Raw genomic sequence first — 18,942 nt, 5'->3', positions numbered from 1 at the left:
CCCTCGTGCACGGCCATCCCGGTGCGGGATGGCCGGCATCGGCATGCGTGTCTCGCTACAATGGCCGGATCGCCATTGCGTTCCCACCATGACCGAAATCCACGACGAGACCGCCTCCGCCTACATGCGCCGCATCCGCAGTTTCGTGCTGCGCGAAGGTCGCATGACGCCAGCGCAGCAGCGCGCGTTCGACACGCTGTGGTCACGCTACGGCATCGACTACCGCGGCACGCCGCATGACTTCGCGACGAACTTCGGTCGGCAAGCGCCGCTGGTGCTCGAAATCGGTTTCGGCAATGGCGAAGCGCTGGCCTGGGCCAGCGAACACGACCAGGTGCGCGACTTCATCGGCGTCGAAGTACACGGGCCCGGCGTGGGCCGGCTGATGAACGCGCTGGCCGCGCGCGGCGCCGGCAACGTGCGGGTGTACAGGCACGACGCGGTGGAAGTGCTGGAGCACGAGATCGCGCCGGGCAGCCTGGCCGAGGTACGCATCTGGTTTCCCGACCCATGGCACAAGAAACGCCACAACAAGCGCCGTCTGATCCAGCCCGAGTTTGCCGCCCTGCTCGCCTCGCGCATGGCGCCCGATGGCCTGCTGCACCTTGCCACCGACTGGCAGCCCTACGCCGGGCACATGCTCGAGGTGATGGAAGCCGCCCCTGCGTGGCGCAACCAGCTCGGTCCCGGCCAGTATGCCGAGAAACCCGATTGGCGCATCGAGACGCACTTCGAGCGGCGCGGGTTGAAGCTGGGGCATGGGGTTTGGGATTTGTTGTATCGCAGGGTTTGATGACCTCCTGCCGCGGCGCATGCTCCCCGGTGAGCCGGGCTTCTTCGTGGGCCGGACAATGCCCGCCCCACGAGAGGAGGAAGTTCCTCCAGCAAGGTGTCGCTCTTGGCCCGGGGTTCACCAGCAACCGCATCAGCCCGCTTATACTCGCGCTCATCCGCCCAGGGACGAATCGCCGCAGCGTGAAGCTTCCACTGCCCCGCCGTATCCATGATTGCCAGCTGCACTGCCGGGGCGCCGGCTAGTGGGACTCTCGCTCACCCCCGACATGATTCTGGTACTCGGGCTGGTGGGCTTCACCATGCTGATGCTGGTGCTGGAGTGGATCCGCGCCGACATGGTGGCGTTGCTGGTGGTGGTGGTGATCGGGCTGACCGGGCTGATCCCGTCCGACCGCGTGTTCAACGGCTTCGCCGGCAACGCGGTGATCGCGATCATGGCGATCATGATCATGGGCGAGGGGCTCGACCGCGCCGGCGTGCTCAACCTCACCGCCAACTTCGTGATGCGCATGGCGCGCGGCGCGGAATCGCGGCTCGGCGTGGTGATCAACCTGGTCGCCAGCCTGTTCAGCGCGGTGATTCCCAGCCAGGCCCTGGCCGCGCTGATGATCCCGGTCAGCAGCCGACTGTCCGCGCGTACCGGCGTGCCGTTGTCGCGACTGCTGCTGCCGATGGCGTTCTGCATCCTCACCGCGACCAACACCACGCTGATCGCGAACTCGCCACTGATCGTGCTGAACGACCTGATCGCCAGCGCCAACGTGAACCTGCCGCCGGGCGCGCATACCATCCCGAAATTCGGCCTGTTCAGCGTGACTCCGATCGGCCTGTCGCTGGCCCTGCTCGGCGTGGCGTATTTCTACTTCTTCGGCCGCAAGCTGCTGCCCGGTCACGAGGACGAACGGCTGAAGGTGACCCCGGGCCGCACCGAGAGCTACTTCGCCGAGACCTACGGTATCGGCGGCGAGACCGCCGAGCTCACCGTCACTGCGGAGAGCCCGTTGGTCGGCATGAGCATCGGCGAAGCGGAGCAGTTGTACGAGGCGCCGCTGATCCTGGCGATCAAGAGCGGCAATGACGCGCGCATGGCGCCGCCGGCGGATCACGTGATCTGGGTCGGCTCGGTGCTGGGCGTGCTCGGCCCGCGCGAACAGCTGGCCCGCTTCGCCAACAACCAGCTGTGCCGCTTGTCCACGCGCATGCGCCAGCTCGGCGAGCTGTTCAACCCGACCCGCGCCGGCATTTCCGAGGTGGTGATCCCGCCCAGCTCGCGCTTCATCAAGCAGACCGTCGGCGAGCTGCGCCTGCGCAAGCGGTTCGGCATCTCGGTGCTGGCGGTGACCCGCGGCGACCAGGTCTTCCGCGACGACGTGCGCGCAGTCGGCCTGCGCGCCGGCGACACGCTGGTGCTGCACAGCAACTGGCGCGACCTGGCGCTGGCCTCGGAAGACAAGGATCTGGTCGTCGTCACCGACATCCCCAAGGACGAGCAGCGCCCCGGCAAGATCTGGCAGGCGGTCGGCTTCTTCGTGATGGCCAAGTGCCTGGCGCTGTTCACCAACCTCGACCTGTCGGTGGCGATGATGACCGGTGCGATCGGCATGCTGCTGACCGGCGTGCTGAACATGGACGAGGCTTACAAGGCGATCAACTGGAAAACCATCTTCGTCACCGCCTGCCTGATCCCGCTGGGCTGGTCGATGGATGCCACCGGCACCGCCGCGTGGATTGCCCAGGGCATGCTGGCGCATCTGGGCGGTGCCTCGCCGTGGGTGCTGCAGGCGTGCCTGGGCATCCTCACGTTGTTGTTCTCGCAGGTGATGTCCAACGTGGGCGCCACCGTGATGATGGTGCCGATCGCGATCAGCGTGGCCGTGGCCACCGGCGGCAACCCGTCCGCCTACGCGCTGATCGTGGCGGTGTCCTCCTCCAACACCTTCCTGCTCAGCTCCGGCCATCCGGCGCTGATGATGGTCACCGGCCCCGGCGGCTACAAGGGCAAGGATTTCCTGCGCGTGGGTGCGCCGCTGACGCTGCTGGTGCTGGTGGTCACCTTGCTCGCGATCAACCTGATGTTCCGTTGATCGACGCGGCATCGGCCGCACGGTGTCGGCGGCTCAGTCCAGCAAGCTCTCGACGACGCGTTGTGCCATGGCGTCCGCGCTGGCGGTGGTGGTTTGCAGGTGCAACTCCGGGGCTTCCGGCGGCTCGTACGGCGAATCGATGCCGGTGAAGTTCTTGATGTCGCCTGCGCGGGCCTTGGCGTACAGGCCTTTGGCGTCGCGTCGCTCGCAGATCTCCAGCGGCGTGTCGACGAAGACCTCGCGGAACTCGCCGGCGTCGAACAAGGCGCGCGCCATGCGCCGCTCGCTGCGGAACGGGCTGATGAAGGACACCAGCACGATCAGCCCTGCGTCGGTCATCAGGCGCGCGACCTCCGCCACGCGGCGGATGTTCTCCACGCGGTCCTCGTCGGTGAAACCGAGATCGCGATTGAGGCCATGGCGCACGTTGTCGCCGTCCAGCATGTAGGTGTGATAACCCATCGCGTGCAGGCGCTTTTCGACCAGGTTGGCGATGGTCGACTTGCCGGAACCGGACAGGCCGGTGAACCACAGGCAGGCCGGCGTCTGGCCCTTGATCGCCGCGCGCGCGGCGCGATCGACATCGAGATGCTGCCAGTGGATGTTGTCGGCGCGACGCAATGCAAACGCCAGCGTGCCGGCACCGATCGTGGCGAAGCTCTGGCGATCGATCAGGATGAAGCCGCCCAACTCGTGGCAATGCTCGTACGGCTCGAACGCGATCGGCTGGTCGAGGCTGATATTGCAGTACGCCACCTCGTTGAGCAGCAACCGCTTGGCCGCCTGCTTTTCCTGCGTGTTGACGTCGACCTTGTGCTTGATTTCGGTGACCTGCGCCGTGACGGTACGCGTGCCGATCTTCAGCCAGTACGGCCGCCCCGGCAGCAGCGGGCTTTCGCCCATCCACAACAGGTTGGCGGCAAACTGGTCGGCGACCTGCGGCGGCTGCGCCGTCGCGGCGATGATGTCGCCGCGGCTGATGTCGCGTTCGTCGTCGAGCGTCAACGTGACCGCGTCGCCGACGCGTGCGCAGTCCAGGTCGCCATCGGCCGTCACGATGCGTGCCACCCGCGAACGCACGCCGGCCGGCAGCACCACCACCTCGTCGCCACGTGAGAGCGCGCCGGCGGCGACCTGGCCGGCATAGCCGCGAAAGCCCTGGTCCGGCCGGCACACCCACTGCACCGGCATGCGGAAGCCCAAGTCGCTGGACGGACGCACGATCTGCACCGTCTCCAGGTGTTCCAGCAGGCTGGGGCCCTCGTACCAATCCATCCGCGACGAGCGGCAACTGATGTTCTCGCCGCGCAACGCCGACAGCGGAATCGCGGTGACCTGGCCGATGCCCATCTGCCCGGCCAGCTCGCGGTAGGCGCTTTCGATCGGCCGGAACACCTCCTCGGCATACTCGACCAGGTCCATCTTGTTCACCGCCAGCAGCACATGGCGGATGCCCAGCAATGCGCAGATCCAGGTGTGCCGCCGCGTCTGCGTCAGCAAGCCCTTGCGTGCGTCGACCAGCACCACGGCCAGCTCCGCCGTGGACGCGCCGGTCGCCATGTTGCGCGTGTACTGCTCGTGGCCCGGGCAGTCGGCGACGATGAACTTGCGCCGGTCGGTACTGAAGAAACGATAGGCCACATCGATGGTGATGCCCTGTTCCCGCTCGGCCGACAAGCCGTCGACCAGGAGCGCGAAATCCAGCTCGCCGTTCTGCGTGCCATGGCGCCGACTGTCGCCTTCCAGCGCGGCAAGCTGGTCATCGAACAGCAGCTTGGTGTCGTACAGCAGTCGGCCCAGCAACGTGCTCTTGCCATCGTCCACGCTGCCGCAGGTGATGAAACGCAGCAGGCTCTTGGTTTCGTGCTGCTGCAGGTAGGCGTCGATGGCCGCGCCGGCGTCGATGCGATTCACGCGGCCTCCGATCGGCTGATGCCCTTCGACTTCGCGCCGGCAGCGCCGCGCTCCGGGCGAATGACGACCCGGCGGCGGATGGACGAATCGTACGCGGTCCGGATGAAACGGCTGGCAGTCACGGCAACGCGATCCATCAGAAATAACCCTCTTGCTTCTTCTTCTCCATCGACGCCGACGGATCGTGATCGATCACGCGTCCCTGCCGTTCGGACGTGCGTGCCACCAGCATTTCCTGGATCACCGCCGGCAGCGTATCGGCCTCGGACTCGATCGCACCGGTCAGCGGATAGCAGCCCAAGGTGCGGAAGCGCACCTTGCGCATCTGCGGCACCTCGCCCGGCAACAGCGGCATGCGCTCGTCGTCGACCATGATCAGCGCGCCCTCGCGTTCCACCACCGGCCGTTCGGCCGCCAAGTACAGCGATGGCACCTCGATGTTCTCGCGATAGATGTACAGCCAGATGTCCAGCTCGGTCCAGTTCGAGATCGGAAACGCGCGCACGCTCTCGCCCTTGTGGATTCGCGCGTTGTAGAGATCCCACAACTCGGGCCGCTGCGACTTGGGATCCCAGCGGTGCTGCGCATTGCGGAACGAGAACACGCGCTCCTTCGCCCGCGACTTCTCCTCGTCACGGCGCGCGCCACCGATGGCGGCATCGAACTTGTACTTGTCCAGCGCCTGCTTCAGCGCCTGCGTCTTCATCACGTCGGTGTGCACGGTGGCGCCATGGCTGAACGGGCCGATGCCCTGCGCCACGCCATCCTGGTTGATGTGCACGATGAGTCGGCAGCCGGTCTCGCGCGCGCGGCGGTCGCGGAACGCGATCATCTCGCGAAACTTCCACGTTGTATCCACGTGCAGCAGCGGGATCGGCGGCGGTGCGGGATAGAACGCCTTCTGCAGCAGGTGCAGCAGCACCGAGGAATCCTTGCCGATGGAATACAGCATCACCGGATTGGCAAACTCCGCCGCCACTTCGCGCAGGATGTGAATGCTTTCCGCTTCCAGACGCTTCAGATGCGAAGCCGGGGCCAGGGTGTCGATGTCCGTCATCTCGTTTCCGGTGATCTTGCTGATGATACTAGCGACCTTGCCGCCGTGGAGTCATGACTGTTTTGTATGGGCTTATTCCGCGCCATGGCCAGGCATTCACCCGCATGCAAGCGACAGCCACCCGCATCGCTGCTATTTTCACCGCTGAACCGCGCGCCGCATGACGCACGGACCCAGCCGGACACGAGGCCAGCACTTGAACGAACCCAGGATTGCCATCGTCGGGCTTGGCTATGTCGGACTGCCGCTCGCGGTGGAGTTCGGCAAGCAGCTCGATACCATCGGCTTCGACACCAGCGCCAGCCGCGTCGCGGAGCTGAGCCAGGGCCGCGACCACACGCTTGAGACCCCGGCGGCGGAATTTGCTGCAGCGACCCGCCTGAGTTTCACCACCGATGCGCAAGCCATCGCCGACTGCAACGTCTTCATCGTCACCGTACCCACGCCCGTCGACGAGGCCAACCGGCCCGACCTGAGCCCGCTGGAAAGCGCCAGCGCGAGTATCGGCAAGGTACTCAAGCGCGGCGATGTGGTGATCTACGAATCCACCGTCTATCCCGGTACCACCGAGGAAATCTGCGTGCCGGTGCTGGAGCGGGAGTCGGGCCTGCGCTTCAACCACGATTTCCACTGCGGCTACAGCCCCGAACGGATCAACCCCGGCGACAAGCAACGCCGGTTGCCCACGATCATCAAGATCACCTCCGGCTCGACGCCCGAGGTGGCCGAATTCGTCGACGCGCTGTACCGGCGCATCATCACGGCCGGCACGCACAAGGCACCCAGCATCAAGGTGGCCGAGGCGGCCAAGGTCATCGAGAACACCCAGCGCGACGTCAACATCGCACTGGTGAACGAGCTGGCGATGATTTTCAATACGATGGGCATCGACACCCAGGACGTGCTCGATGCGGCGGCCACCAAGTGGAACTTCCTGCCGTTCAAGCCCGGGCTGGTCGGTGGCCACTGCATCGGCGTGGACCCGTATTACCTCACGCACAAGGCCACGGTGCTCGGCTATCACCCCGAACTGATCCTCGCCGCAAGGCGCATCAACAGCCGCATGGGGCTGTACGTCGCGCACCAGGTGATCCGCCTGATGGCCAACAAGCGCATCCACGTCATCGGCTCGCGCATCCTCGTGCTCGGCCTGACCTTCAAGGAAAACTGCCCGGACCTGCGCAACACCCGCGTGGTCGACATCGTGCGCGAGCTCGAATCCGCGCATGCCCGGGTGGATGTGCACGATCCCTGGGCCGATGCGGAGGAGGCGCGCCAGAGGCTGGGCATCCGGACCATCGAACAGCCCGCGCCGCGCACCTACGACGCCATCGTGCTGGCCGTCGCCCATCGGGACTTCCTCGATCTCGGCGACGCCGGGCTGCGCCATTACGGCCGCGAGCATTGCGCCGTGTTCGACATCAAGAGCCTGCTTCCCGCTGGCTCTGTCGACGGTCGCTTGTAGCCGGGCATCGTCGCCAGCGCTCCGATGTCGCCGGCAGACGGCTCAGGAGTCGCTTTCCAAAGGGCTCGGATCAGGCGAGAGGTGCACCCACCCGGTGTTCACCTGCACAGCCACCGTCCGCAGGTGTTCGCCGCGGCACGGACCGGCCACGCACATCCCGTCGGCGCGATCGAAGGTGGCGCCGTGCACGGCGCAAATCAGCGTGTCGTTCTTCAGCAAGAATTTTCCCGGCGCATAATCCAGCCGGCGCCCCGCGTGCGGGCAGACGTTGAGATAGCCGCGCACCTGCTCGCCGTGGCGCAACACGATCACGCTCGCGTCGCCATCGGCCAGCTTGGCGTCGACGGCAGTGGCACCGCCATCGGGAATTTCATCCAGCCGGCACAACACCTGCTCCGGCAGGGATGAAGGGGGACAAACTGTATCCATCGGCACTTGCCTCGCGGACCGGATGGCCCCATGGTTGTCGCGTAAGTCGTTGATTTTACCACACGGATTTTTAACACATGTACTTTTCCATGCCTTCCCTGCGTCGTTCCCGCCATCCGCTGGTACGTGCCTTCTCGTTGCTGCTCGGGGTGGTGCTGGTGGGTGTGTTGCTGATGTTCGGACTGCTGGTGGCTGGCGTATTGCTGGTCGGCGGCGCGGTGCTGCTGGCGTTGCGCCAGTGGAAGCATGGCCGCGCGCCGACGACCGCCGCCGAGGTGGATGCCGCGCACAAGCCGGCCGTGCTGGAAGGCGACTTCGTGGTGATCCGTCAGGGCCGCCCCGTCACGCATTGAGCAATCTGCACGACGCTTCCCGGAGTCAGGTCCGGGGGTGCGTTTCTACGGGCAACGCGCGGATAATGCGCGCTCCCCACACGACCTTCCCCCATGGCCGACATCTCTGCCGACTGCGCAACTGAAACGTCGCGCAGCTTCACCGATCCTCGTTTGCTGATACCGCTGGCGCTGATCGCGCTGTATGTGATCTGGGGCTCGACCTACCTCGGCATCCGCTTTGCGCTGGAAAGCTATCCGCCGTTCCTGCTGGCCGGCGTGCGTTTCCTGTGCGCCGGTGTGGCGCTGTATGGCTTCCTGCGCTGGCGCGGGATGGCGTCGCCGACCCTGCTGCAATGGCGCAACGCCGCGTTCACCGGCGTGCTGTTGCTGGGCTTCGGCAACGGCCTGGTGTGCTTCGCCGAGGAGCGGGTGAGTTCGGGCATCGCCGCCGTGGCGGTGGCCAGCATGCCGCTGTTCGCGGCGTTGTTCTCCGGCATGTATGGCGAGTGGCCGAACCGGCGCGAGGGGGTCGGCCTGGCGATCGGTTTCGCCGGCGTCATCGTGTTGAACCTCGGAAGCAGCCTGTCCGGTTCGCGGCTTGGCGCGCTGGCGTTGCTGGTCGCAGCCATGTGCTGGGCATTCGGATCGGCCTGGAGCCGGCGCCGGGAAATGCCGCCCGGTCCGATGAACACGGCCGCGCAAATGCTGTGCGCCAGCGTCGCGTTGCTGCTGGTCGGTTTTGCCAGCGGCGAACACCTGCCTTCACATCCCACGACGCGCGCCACGCTGGCAGTGGCCTATCTGGCCGTATTCGGTTCGATCGTTGCGTTCAGCGCGTACCTGTACGTGCTCAAGCACGCGCGACCGGCGCTGGCCACCAGCTACGCCTATGTGAATCCTCCGGTGGCCGTGCTGTTCGGGGTGCTGCTGGCTGGCGAACATGTCGGCCCGTACGACCTCGCCGGCATGGCGATCATCCTGTTCGGCGTGGCGGTGATCACGCTGGCGAAGCAGAAGCCGAAAGCTGCGTAAGAACCACCTCCTGGCGTGGGAGCGACTTCAGTCGCGATGCCTTTGATCAAGGAGCATCGCGGCTGAAGCCGCTCCTACAGAAAAGCGGCCCGCCCATCGCTGTTCGACCTTGGTCGGCTTGCAGGTGCGACCGCCGTGGCGCGACGATGTCGCGACCACCGACGGAGAACCGCATGAACGCATCGCAGGACGGATGGATGGCGCGCGCCGCCTTGCGCAGCGCAGCCTGGGCGGAGCGCTGGTTTCCCGATGCCTGGGTGTTCGCCGCGCTCGGCGTGGTGGTGGTCGCGCTGGCGGCGTTCGCGTTCGGCGCCACGCCCACGGCTGCGGTGAGCGCGTTCGGCGACGGCTTCTGGAGCCTGATCCCGTTCACCATGCAGATGGCGTTCGTGGTGATCGGTGGCTATGTGCTGGCGACGGCGCCAGTGGTGGCCCGCTTCATCGACGTGCTGGCGCGGGCACCGCGCACGGGGCGTGGCGCGATCGTCTACATCGCCCTGGTCAGCATGCTGGCGTCGCTGCTCAGCTGGGGTTTCTCGCTGGTCTTCGGCGGACTGCTGGTGCGCGCACTGGCGCGGCGCGACGATCTGCGCATGGACTACCGCGCAGCCGGCGCGGCGGCCTATCTCGGCCTCGGCGCGATCTGGGCGATGGGCCTGTCGTCGTCCGCCGCGCAGTTGCAGGCGAACCCGGCCAGCATGCCGCCGGGGCTGCTGGCGATCACTGGGGTGCTGCCTTTCAGCCAGACCATCTTCCTGTGGCAGTCGATCGTGCTGACCGCCGTGCTGATCGTGGTGTCGCTGCTGATCTGCTGGACCACCGCGCCGTCGGATGCGAATGCGCGCACTTCAAAGGATTTCGACGTGGGCGAAACCTCGACGCCGGCGCTGCCGCCACGCACGCGGCCGGGCGAATGGCTGGAATACAGTCCGCTGCTGTCGTTGGCGATCGGTCTGCTCGGACTGGGCTGGCTCGGCCACGAATTCGCCAGCAAGCCGGCGGTCACCGCGATCGCCAACCTCAACACCTACAACTTCCTGTTTCTCACCCTGGGCATCCTGCTGCACTGGCGCCCACGCAGTTTCCTCGACGCCGTCAGCCGCGCGGTGCCCAGCACCTCCGGCGTGCTGATCCAGTTCCCGCTGTATGGCGGTATCGCTGCCTTGCTCACCCAGGTGCCCGGTGCCGGCGGCGTGACGCTGGCGCATCGCTTGTCGAACCTGTTCGTGCACGTCGCCGGTACCGAAAGTTTCCCCGCCGTGATGGGCGCTTATTCGGCAGTACTCGGCTTCTTCGTGCCATCCGGCGGCGGCAAGTGGCTGGTCGAGGCGCCGTACGTGATGCAGGCGGCGAACGACCTGCACGTGCACCTGGGCTGGGCAGTGCAGGTATACAACGCGGCCGAGGCGCTGCCGAACCTGATCAACCCGTTCTGGATGCTGCCGCTGCTCGGCGTGCTGGGACTGAAGGCGCGCGACGTGGTCGGCTATACCTTCATGCAACTGGTGGTGCACGTACCGCTGGTACTGGGCATGCTGTGGCTGCTCGGGATGACGCTGACCTACGTGCCGCCGGTCATGCCGTAGGAGCGGGGAGAGAGGAAGGAGACGTGAGAGGAAGGCCAATCAGCGCAAGGCATTGCTCTCTCTCATCACTCCTCTCCACTCACTCCTCGCTCCTACAGTTCGCGCAACGCCGTGGTCACCGGCAGCCGTGCCGCACGCACGGCGGGAAACAGGCCGCCGATGAAGCCGATCGCCAGCGCCCATTTGAGGCCGCTCCACAACAATGCCGGGGTCACGCTGAACTCGAAACTGAGTTTGCCGACGGAGCCGGCGGCCAGGGTCGAGGCGGTATAGCCGTTGAAGATCAGCCACGCCAGCAGACCTCCGAGCAAACCGCCGAGCAGGGCCAGCAGCATCGTTTCCAGCATGATCGCCACCACCACCGGCGTGCCGCGAAAACCGATCGCGCGCAACGTGGCGATCTCGCGCGCACGTGCGGCAACGGCGGCAAACATGCAGTTGAGCGCACCGAAGATCGCACCGATGGCCATGATCAGTCCGACCGTGATGCCGATGCCCTTGATCATCTTCGAGGTGCCTTCGGATTGCTTGCTGAAATAATCGAGGGTGGTGCTGACGTCGACCTTCAATCGCGGGTCGGCTTCGAGCCTTGCCTTGAAGGCATCGAACGCCTGCGGGCTGGTGAGCTTCACGGTCACCGAGTTGCGGCTGCCGCCGCGACGATAGGCGTCGGCGACCACGTTCGCGTCGGCCCACAGTTCGGAATCCAGCGCGTCGCCGGAGGCGAAGGCGCCCACCACGGTCCAGCTCTGGCTGCCCAGCTTGATCTGCCGGCCCACCTGCAATCCGTCGAACTCGCGTTGCGCGCCCTGCCCCACCAGCAGCTCATGCATGCCGGGTTTGAACTTGCGTCCCGCGACCAGCCTGACGTTCGGTCGCACCGTCCATGCCTCGTCGCCGATGCCGCGCAGTTGCACGCTGCCGACGTCGTCGGGAGTGCCGCCCTTGAGCTGCAGATTCGCAGCGACCACCAATTCGGGCGAAGCAATCGGCTTGCCCTGCGCATCGCGGGCGATCCCGGCAACCTGCGGGATCACCACCACGCTGTCGCGCTCGAGTACCGACATCACCTCCGACGCCGAGGCGCCGCGCATCACGATCGCGGTATCGGTGTTGCCGGTCTTGCGCAGGGTTTCGCTGTAGCCCTCGCCCATCGCCAGCAGCGCGACCAGCACGCCGACCACGCCGGCGATGCCGATCACGATCACCGAGGACGAGCCCAGCCGCTGGCGCAAGGTACTCACGCCCACGCTGGTCACCGACGCGGCCTGGCGACCCAATCGGGTGACCGCCATCCAGGTCGCGAACAGCACCGCGGCGATCAGCGCGCCGGGCCACGACAGCTTGACCCAGATCGCCAGCGCGACGACCAGGATCACCATCAGGCCCAGGCCAAGCATGAAATTCTTGAGTCTGTTCATTTCGTGATCCTCAGCGTCCGGCCAGTGCATCGACGATATTCAGGCGCATGGCGCGCAATGCCGGCAGCAGGCCGACCACCAGGCCGATCAGCACCATCAGGCCGATGCCGAGCGCCCAGTTGGCCGCTCCCACCGCCGGCAAGGCCAACCCGGCCCGGGCGCCGACGCCGGGAATCAGCACCGTGGCGATGCCCAGCCCCAGTACTCCGCCGATCAGCAGCAGCAACACCGATTCGGCCAATACCATGCACAGCACGCTGCGGCTGGAAAAGCCGATCGTCTTGAGCACGGCCAGTTCGGACGTCCGTTCGCGTACCGCCTGCATCATCGTGTTGCCCGACAGCAGCATCAGGGTGAAGAACACCGCGCCCATGATCGATCCCACGATGAGGCCGATGTCGGCGAGCTGCTTGATCCAGTTCGCCGCGGCAGCCTGCTCGGTCTGGGTACGCGTCTCATGGTCGGAATTGGCCGAGATCGCATCGATCGCCTTGGCCACGCGGTCGGCCTGGTTCACGTCGGCGACGCGACTGACGTACCAGCCCACCGAGCCACGGTTGTACGGCGTGCTGTCGTCGAAATATTTCCAGTGCAACAGGATCAGCTGGTCGAACATGCCACCGCTGTTCTTGTCCTTCGGATGCATGATGCCGACGATGTCGAAGCTCCAGTTCTTGGTGCCGTCGTGGGTCGGGAAAATGGTGGATTGCAGTGGCAGCTTGTCGCCGACCTTCCAGTGGTACTTCTGCGCCAGCGCCTCGCCGACCAGCACGCCGGTGCGGGTGTCGTCGTAGGCCTTGCGCTGCTCCGCGCTCACCTCGATTTCCGGATACAGGTCGAGGTAGTTCGGACTCACCGCGAAGCTGAAGATCTGGTTGTGCGGATCCTGATAGGCACCGCCGAACCAGTTCGCGAACGCCACCGCCTTGACGCCCGCCACCTTGCCGATCGGCAGCTCCAGCGACGACGGCAAGGTCTGGATGAAGGACAGTTTCGAGCCGGTCTGCAGGCGCTCGGCGCCGTTGGCGCTCTTGCCCGCCTGGTCGAACGAGGTACGCACCGCGTCGAGCATGCCGAACAGCAGGAACGCGGCGATGATCGACACCAGCGTGAGTATCGTGCGGGTCTTGCGCCGGAACAGGGCGGCCCAGATCAGATGAAGGTATTTCATGACTGCCTCCTCAGGCCGTGGCCTGCTCGACCAGGGCGCCCTTGTCCAGATGCAGCGTATGACTGGCGTATTCGGCCGCCTTCGGATCGTGGGTGACCATCACGATGGTCTTGCCGTGGTCGCGATTGAGCTGCTGCAGCAGGCCGAGCACGTCTTCGGCGGACTGGCGGTCGAGGTCGCCGGTCGGCTCGTCGCAGACCAGCAGCGCCGGATCGGAAACGATCGCGCGGGCGATCGCCACGCGCTGCTGCTGGCCACCGGACAGCTCGCTCGGCTTGTGGCTGGCGCGATCGGCCAGGCCGACCAGCTGCAACGCGATCGAAGCGTTCTTCCTGCGATGCGTCGCCGACAACCTGGTCAGCAGCAGCGGCAGCTCGACATTGCGCTGCGCCGACAACATCGGCATCAGGTTGTAGAACTGGAAGATGAAACCGACATTCGATGCACGCCATTTGGCCAGTGCGCCGCCGCTCAACTGATCGATGCGCTGGCCTCCCACGCTGATGCTGCCGGCGCTCGGCGTGTCGAGCCCGCCGATGAGGTTGAGCAGGGTGGTCTTGCCGGAGCCGGATGGCCCCATCAGCGCCAGGAAATCGCCCTCGGCGATATCCAGGTTGACGTGGTGCAGCACTTCGACTTTCTGCTTGCCGCGCTCGTAGGTCTTGGCAAGGTCCTTGATTTCGATCAGCGTGCCCATGGCAATACTCCGATAGCTGCTGGTTTTTGCGGGAGCGACTTCAGTCGCGATGCTTCTTCGAAGAGCTGTCGCGGCTGAAGCCGCTCCCACAGGAAAGATGGAACTAAGGCTTCTTGGTCTGGACGTCCGAACCGTCGTGCAGTTCGGCCGGCGGCGATACCACCACGCTGTCGCCCGGCTTCACCGCGGCCGGCAGCAAGCGCAACTCGCCATAGGCCTGTGCCGCCGGACTCACCGTGCGCTGGTGCGCCACGTTGCCGTCGACCACGAACACCATGCTGCGGCCATCGCGCTGCACGATCGCCGCGGCCGGCACCAGTACGCCCTGCGGCGCCTCGCTCGCAGCCTTCGGCTTCTGTTCCAGGAACGACACCCGCACGCCCATGTCGGGCACGATCCGGGCATCGTTCTTCTTCTCCAGCGCCACGCGCACCTTGATCGTCGCCTTGCCGCGATCGGCGGTCGGCACGATCGCGACCACGTGGGCGGGAATGCTCCAGTCCGGATACGCGTCCAGCACGGCCTCGGCCGGCATGCCCGGCTTGACCCGGCCGATGTAGGCCTCGTTGACGTCGACGTCGACTTCCAGCGAAGCCATGTCCACGATGGTGCCCACGCCGGTGCGGGTGAAGCCGCCGCCGGCGGACAGCGGCGAAATGATCTCGCCGACCTGGGCATCCTTGGTGGTGACCACGCCACTGAACGGCGCGCGCACCACGGTGTAGTCGAAGTTCACTTTCGCCACGTTGGCCTGGGCGTCGGCCGACCTGGCCTGCTGCAGCTGCGCACTGAGCTGGGCGCGCAGACTGTCGACCTGGGTCTGCGCCTGTTCGGCACTCTGCTTCGACACCAGACCGCGGGCGACCAGCGACTGCAGTCGCGCTGCGTCGTGGATACTCTGGGCCAGCTGCGCCCGATACTGCGCGACCTGCGCATGCGCGGCATCGGCCTGCGCCTTCGCCGCCGCCAGGTTGGCCTTGTAGCCGCTGTCGTCCAGCCGCGCCAGCACCTGGCCCTGCGTGACGTGATCGCCCTCCTCGATCAGCACCGCGGTCAGCGTGCCGGTGATCTGCGCCGATACCGTGGCCTGCCGCCGCGCCGTGACATAACCCGTCGCCTGCAGCACGGCGCCGGCTTCGCCATCGGACGTGGGTGTCACCGCGGTCGCGGTCTGCACGGCTACCGCACGATGGCCGAGCAGCATCCAGCCAGCGCCAGCCAGCAGTACCAGCAAGGCGATGGCGCCACCGGCTATCCACGGCCAACGCCCCGGACCCCGGCCATGATCTTCGCGCTGGTGACGTTCGATCCGCAGTTCTTTCAGTAGTTGGGCGTTATCCACATCCATTCCCGTTTCGGCCTTCCAGGCGGCTAGCATGAACGACATGCCGGCGGCCCGCCATGACACAGCATCAACCATCGACGGTGACAGCTGTCACCCGCCATGGCACCGGAATCATCGCCACCGGGTATCGACGAACGGGGCCACACGGAATCGACACGTTCCCGACCCTCCGCGGCGCAACACCCCGGGTCAGCCTTGTTGCCCCTGGACGCCGGGGCTTTGCTACGCTTGCCGGCATGAACTACATCATCGCCGTTCCCGTCATCCCGAGCCTGCCGATCATCGGCAGCGACCAGCGCTTCCCGATCCGCCGGGTGTTCTGCATCGGCCGCAACTACGCCGAGCACGCGCGCGAAATGGGGGCCAGCGTGGATACGGCCGCGCCGATGTTTTTCTGCAAGCCGGCCGATGCGGTGGTCGGCGACGGGGCGGACGTTCCGTACCCGCAGGCCACCGGCGATCTGCATCATGAAGTGGAGATGGTGGTGGCGCTGGGAGCCGGTGGCCGCGACCTCACGCCGGAACAGGGCGCCGCGCTGGTCTGGGGTTACGGCGTGGGGCTGGACCTGACCCGACGCGACCTGCAGGCGCAGGCAAAGGCCAAAGCGCATCCGTGGGATGTCGCCAAGGGGTTCGATCACTCCGCGCCGGTTTCCGCGTTGCGCCAGGCCACCGGGATGGCACTGGACGCCGGCACCGCGCTGCGGCTGCACGTGAACGGCGAATTGCGCCAGCAGACCACCCTGGGCGAGATGGTGCATGACGTGCCGCACATCATCGCCGCCTTGTCGAGGTTGTTCGAGCTGAAAGCCGGCGACCTGATCTTCACCGGCACGCCGGCCGGCGTGGCGGCTTTGCAACGCGGCGATCGCTTTCACGCCGAACTGACCGGCGTTGCCGAGCTGGATGGCCGCATCGTCTGAGTTGCCGTGGGGACGCGTCACTGTGCGATGGCGCAGCCGCGCAGTACAGTCGTGTCCGCCATCCGGCTCAACTGAAGGAGTACCAGCACCATGAGCATGCTCGGCGAATTCAAGGCTTTCGCGATGCGCGGCAATGTCATCGACCTGGCCGTCGGCGTCGTCATCGGTGGCGCGTTCGGCAAGATCGTCACCTCGCTGGTCGACCAGATCATCATGCCGCCGATTGGCTGGCTCACCGGCGGCATCGACTTCAGCGACCTGAAATGGGTGCTGCGCCCGGCCGACGCCACCGATCCGGCCCACAAGATCGCCGAAGTGGCGATCCAGTATGGCGCCTTCATCAATACGCTGATCCAGTTTCTCATCATCGCGTTCGCGATTTTCCTGGTGATCAAGGGAATCAACCGGCTCAGCCACAAGCAGGAGGAAGCCGCCGCCACGCCGGCCGACGTGGCCCTGCTGACCGAGATCCGCGACCTGCTGAAGAACAGGCAATAGCCAGCGCGACCCGTGGGAGCGGCTTCAGCCGCCACGCTTTTTTGCCGCTTCTCGCGAAAGAGCGTCGCAGCTGAAGCCGCTCCCACAAAAGCCGGCACCGTGACTTTCGACCTGAGCGCTTCCCGCGCGCCGCGCCATAATCGGGGTTTACCCCAGCGGAGTCCCCGATGCGCCGTCTTCCCCCCACCCTGCTCGCTGCCAGCCTGCTGCTCGCCTGCGGTATCGCCAGCGCCGCTACCACCACGATTCCCGCCGCGGCCGTAAAGACGGCTGAACAATTGCGCGACAAGGCGATGCACGACGATACCGGCTACCGTATCGTCACCTCGCTCACCACCGAGGTCGGGCCGCGCCTGGCCGGCAGCGAGGCCGACCAGCGCGGCGTGGACTGGGCGGTCGCCAAGTTCAAGGCACTGGGGTTCGACAAGGTTTACACCGAGCCGGTCACCTATCCGAAATGGGTGCGCCGCAGCGAACACGGCGCAATCGTGGCGCCGTTCCCGCAGTCGATGGTGCTGACCGCACTGGGCTATTCGCCGGGCACGCCCCGGGGCGGACTCACCGCGCAGGTCGTGAAGTTCGACAGCCTCGATGCACTCAAGGCGGCCGACCCGGCCACGGTCAAGGGCAAGATCGTGTTCGTCGACTATCGCATGCAGCGCTACAAGGACGGCCACGATTACGGCGTCGGCTCGCCGATCCGCGTGCAGGGCCCGGTGGTCGCGCAGGCCAAGGGCGCGGTCGGTTACCTGCTGCGCACCGCCGGCACCGATCCGCACAGCCGCACGCCGAACACCGGTGTGACCGGCTTCCACGACCCGGCCAAGGGAATCCCCGCCGCCGCGGTGTCCAACCTCGATGCCGACCAGCTCGAACGCGTGCTCGCCTACGGCAAGCCGGTGACGGTCCGGCTCGATCTCGATTGCGGCATCGAGGGTGAGTACACCGGCGCCAACGTGATCGGCGAAATCACCGGCCGCAAGCATCCCGACCAGGTCGTCGCCATCGGCGGCCACCTGGACTCATGGGACCCGGGCACCGGCGCAATCGATGATGCCGCCGGCGTGGCCATCGCGATGGCAGCGGGCAAGCTCATCAAGGACCTGCCGCAACGGCCGGACCGCACGATCCGGGTGATCGCCTTCGCCAACGAGGAGATGGGCCTGTGGGGCGGCCGCGCGTACGCCGAGAAGCACGCCGCTGAGGTGACGAAGTTCCAGCTCGGCACCGAATCCGATTTTGGCGCCGGCAAGGTCTGGCGCATGAGCGCGAGCGTCAAGCCCGAGGCGCGCGATGCGATCGGCCAGATCGCGAAGGTGCTGGAGCCGATCGGCGTGGCCTACGACACCACCCACCCCGGCGGCGGCGGTTCGGACCTGTCGCAGATGCACGGCAAGGGCATGGCCGCGCTGTCGTTGACCCAGGACGGCACGAAGTACTTCGACTGGCACCACACCGCCAACGACACGCTGGACAAGATCGACCCGGCCGAACTGGCGCAGAACGTGGCGGTATACGCCGCGTTCTCGTACATGGCGGCGCAGGCCAATGGCGATTTCGGCTCGGCACCGGGCGCCTTCGCGAAAGACGGCGCTGGCGAATGATGGGTTCTGGCGTGCGGGCGGTGGCCGCACTACGAAGCCGAGGTGAACGCGACTTGTAGGAGCGGCTTCAGCCGCGAAGCTCTTTCAAAAAGCATCGCGGCTGAAGCCGCTCCCACAAGAGCAGGCCTGAACGCTTGCCCCCGATGGGGTGCGTAGAGCGGATACCGTCCGCCGCTCGCGGTCACTTCGAGTAGTACGCCCCCGACGCCACCAGCGGCTCCGGCACGCAGAACGTCTTCGATCGCACGGTGATCGCGATCGGCACCAGCACCTGCTTCTCCACGCCACCTGCGCTGGCACACGATGCATCCGGCGGCAGTTGGTAGTGGATGATGCGCAACGTGTATTGCGGGCACACGTCCGCGCAGGGATGTTCGGCGACCACCGGTACGCCGCGATAGCTGCCCACGCTCACCGTGGTGTGCATCCGCGCGGCCTTGTCCCACGGCTGGCTGGCCCAGGCCCGCAGCGCTGCGGCGTCGAGCTCGCCTGGCTCGGTGGCGCGGGTCGTGCAACTGGCGCTCGCCAGGACGAACAGGATGGCGAGTGCGAACGTCGTGATGCGTGACATGGCGCTTCTCCTCGA

General features: G+C 66.3%; 18 protein-coding genes. 9 read left to right on the top strand and 9 right to left on the bottom strand.

Going from position 1 to position 18,942, the window contains the following annotated elements; translation table 11 throughout:
* Nucleotides 1-88: 88 nt before the first annotated feature.
* Nucleotides 89-793, top strand: a complete 705-nt coding sequence (trmB, locus tag CIW53_RS01695; RefSeq protein WP_149362969.1) for a tRNA (guanosine(46)-N7)-methyltransferase TrmB — start codon at nucleotides 89-91, stop codon at nucleotides 791-793.
* Between the two features lie 268 nt (nucleotides 794-1,061).
* A complete protein-coding gene (locus CIW53_RS01690; RefSeq protein WP_149362968.1) occupies nucleotides 1,062-2,879 on the top strand; it encodes an SLC13 family permease in 1,818 nt (605 codons plus the stop codon).
* Between the two features lie 33 nt (nucleotides 2,880-2,912).
* Here CIW53_RS01690 and cysN read toward each other — a convergent pair whose 3' ends face one another.
* From cysN to cysD, 3 genes are read right to left on the bottom strand one after another with little or no spacing between them, the layout of a single operon-like run.
* On the bottom strand, nucleotides 2,913-4,793 hold the full coding sequence (cysN, locus tag CIW53_RS01685) for a sulfate adenylyltransferase subunit CysN (protein WP_149362967.1): 1,881 nt from the start codon (nucleotides 4,791-4,793) through the stop codon (nucleotides 2,913-2,915).
* A complete protein-coding gene (locus CIW53_RS17605; RefSeq protein ID WP_172969557.1) occupies nucleotides 4,790-4,930 on the bottom strand; it encodes a hypothetical protein in 141 nt (46 codons plus the stop codon). Before CIW53_RS17605 ends, cysN begins: the two co-directional genes overlap by 4 nt.
* A complete protein-coding gene (cysD, locus tag CIW53_RS01680) occupies nucleotides 4,930-5,850 on the bottom strand; it encodes a sulfate adenylyltransferase subunit CysD (RefSeq protein ID WP_149362966.1) in 921 nt (306 codons plus the stop codon). Before cysD ends, CIW53_RS17605 begins: the two co-directional genes overlap by 1 nt.
* Nucleotides 5,851-6,046: 196 nt before the next feature.
* Here cysD and CIW53_RS01675 point away from each other — a divergent pair, with 196 nt between their 5' ends.
* Nucleotides 6,047-7,315 carry a nucleotide sugar dehydrogenase gene (locus CIW53_RS01675; protein ID WP_149362965.1) on the top strand — a complete coding sequence of 423 codons (1,269 nt, stop codon included), beginning with the start codon at nucleotides 6,047-6,049 and terminating at the stop codon, nucleotides 7,313-7,315.
* Nucleotides 7,316-7,357: 42 nt separating this feature from the next.
* Here CIW53_RS01675 and CIW53_RS01670 read toward each other — a convergent pair whose 3' ends face one another.
* Nucleotides 7,358-7,744, bottom strand: a complete 387-nt coding sequence (locus CIW53_RS01670) for a Rieske (2Fe-2S) protein (RefSeq protein ID WP_149362964.1) — start codon at nucleotides 7,742-7,744, stop codon at nucleotides 7,358-7,360.
* A gap of 77 nt (nucleotides 7,745-7,821) precedes the next feature.
* Here CIW53_RS01670 and CIW53_RS01665 point away from each other — a divergent pair, with 77 nt between their 5' ends.
* From CIW53_RS01665 to CIW53_RS01655, 3 genes are all read left to right on the top strand, one after another.
* Nucleotides 7,822-8,097: a hypothetical protein gene (locus CIW53_RS01665; protein WP_149362963.1), complete on the top strand. Its 276-nt coding sequence runs from the start codon at nucleotides 7,822-7,824 to the stop codon at nucleotides 8,095-8,097.
* Between the two features lie 93 nt (nucleotides 8,098-8,190).
* Complete coding sequence (yedA, locus tag CIW53_RS01660; protein ID WP_149362962.1) at nucleotides 8,191-9,111, top strand: drug/metabolite exporter YedA; 921 nt, start codon at nucleotides 8,191-8,193, stop codon at nucleotides 9,109-9,111.
* Between the two features lie 197 nt (nucleotides 9,112-9,308).
* Nucleotides 9,309-10,697, top strand: coding sequence for a TIGR00366 family protein (locus CIW53_RS01655; RefSeq protein WP_149363411.1), 1,389 nt, complete (start codon nucleotides 9,309-9,311; stop codon nucleotides 10,695-10,697).
* 92 nt (nucleotides 10,698-10,789) lie between these two features.
* Here CIW53_RS01655 and CIW53_RS01650 read toward each other — a convergent pair whose 3' ends face one another.
* The 4 genes from CIW53_RS01650 to CIW53_RS01635 form a co-directional block, all read right to left on the bottom strand.
* Nucleotides 10,790-12,118, bottom strand: a complete 1,329-nt coding sequence (locus CIW53_RS01650) for an ABC transporter permease (protein ID WP_242451731.1) — start codon at nucleotides 12,116-12,118, stop codon at nucleotides 10,790-10,792.
* Between the two features lie 10 nt (nucleotides 12,119-12,128).
* Complete coding sequence (locus CIW53_RS01645) at nucleotides 12,129-13,289, bottom strand: ABC transporter permease (protein WP_149362960.1); 1,161 nt, start codon at nucleotides 13,287-13,289, stop codon at nucleotides 12,129-12,131.
* A 10-nt stretch (nucleotides 13,290-13,299) separates the two neighbouring features.
* The gene (locus CIW53_RS01640) at nucleotides 13,300-13,986 is read right to left on the bottom strand and encodes an ABC transporter ATP-binding protein (protein WP_149362959.1); all 687 of its coding nucleotides are present in this window, start codon (nucleotides 13,984-13,986) and stop codon (nucleotides 13,300-13,302) included.
* A gap of 103 nt (nucleotides 13,987-14,089) precedes the next feature.
* Complete coding sequence (locus tag CIW53_RS01635) at nucleotides 14,090-15,334, bottom strand: efflux RND transporter periplasmic adaptor subunit (RefSeq protein WP_149363410.1); 1,245 nt, start codon at nucleotides 15,332-15,334, stop codon at nucleotides 14,090-14,092.
* 233 nt (nucleotides 15,335-15,567) lie between these two features.
* Between CIW53_RS01635 and CIW53_RS01630 the strand changes: the two genes are divergently transcribed.
* The 3 genes from CIW53_RS01630 to CIW53_RS01620 all read left to right on the top strand — a co-directional run bounded on the left by CIW53_RS01630 (nucleotide 15,568) and on the right by CIW53_RS01620 (nucleotide 18,356).
* Nucleotides 15,568-16,254: a fumarylacetoacetate hydrolase family protein gene (locus tag CIW53_RS01630; protein WP_149362958.1), complete on the top strand. Its 687-nt coding sequence runs from the start codon at nucleotides 15,568-15,570 to the stop codon at nucleotides 16,252-16,254.
* 90 nt (nucleotides 16,255-16,344) lie between these two features.
* Nucleotides 16,345-16,752 (top strand): large-conductance mechanosensitive channel protein MscL, encoded by a 408-nt coding sequence (mscL, locus tag CIW53_RS01625; RefSeq protein ID WP_149362957.1) that lies wholly within the window; start codon nucleotides 16,345-16,347, stop codon nucleotides 16,750-16,752.
* A 167-nt stretch (nucleotides 16,753-16,919) separates the two neighbouring features.
* Nucleotides 16,920-18,356, top strand: coding sequence for a M20/M25/M40 family metallo-hydrolase (locus CIW53_RS01620; protein ID WP_149362956.1), 1,437 nt, complete (start codon nucleotides 16,920-16,922; stop codon nucleotides 18,354-18,356).
* A gap of 181 nt (nucleotides 18,357-18,537) precedes the next feature.
* On the opposite strand, the gene CIW53_RS01615 is transcribed toward CIW53_RS01620, so the two are convergent.
* Nucleotides 18,538-18,927, bottom strand: coding sequence for a hypothetical protein (locus CIW53_RS01615; RefSeq protein ID WP_149362955.1), 390 nt, complete (start codon nucleotides 18,925-18,927; stop codon nucleotides 18,538-18,540).
* Nucleotides 18,928-18,942: the final 15 nt, after the last annotated feature.

Source organism: Rhodanobacter sp. T12-5 (assembly GCF_008329435.1).
Taxonomy (GTDB): Bacteria; Pseudomonadota; Gammaproteobacteria; order Xanthomonadales; family Rhodanobacteraceae; genus Rhodanobacter.
The sequence above is the reverse complement of the archived record's forward strand: the minus strand, read 5'-3'. Positions and strand labels throughout refer to the sequence as shown.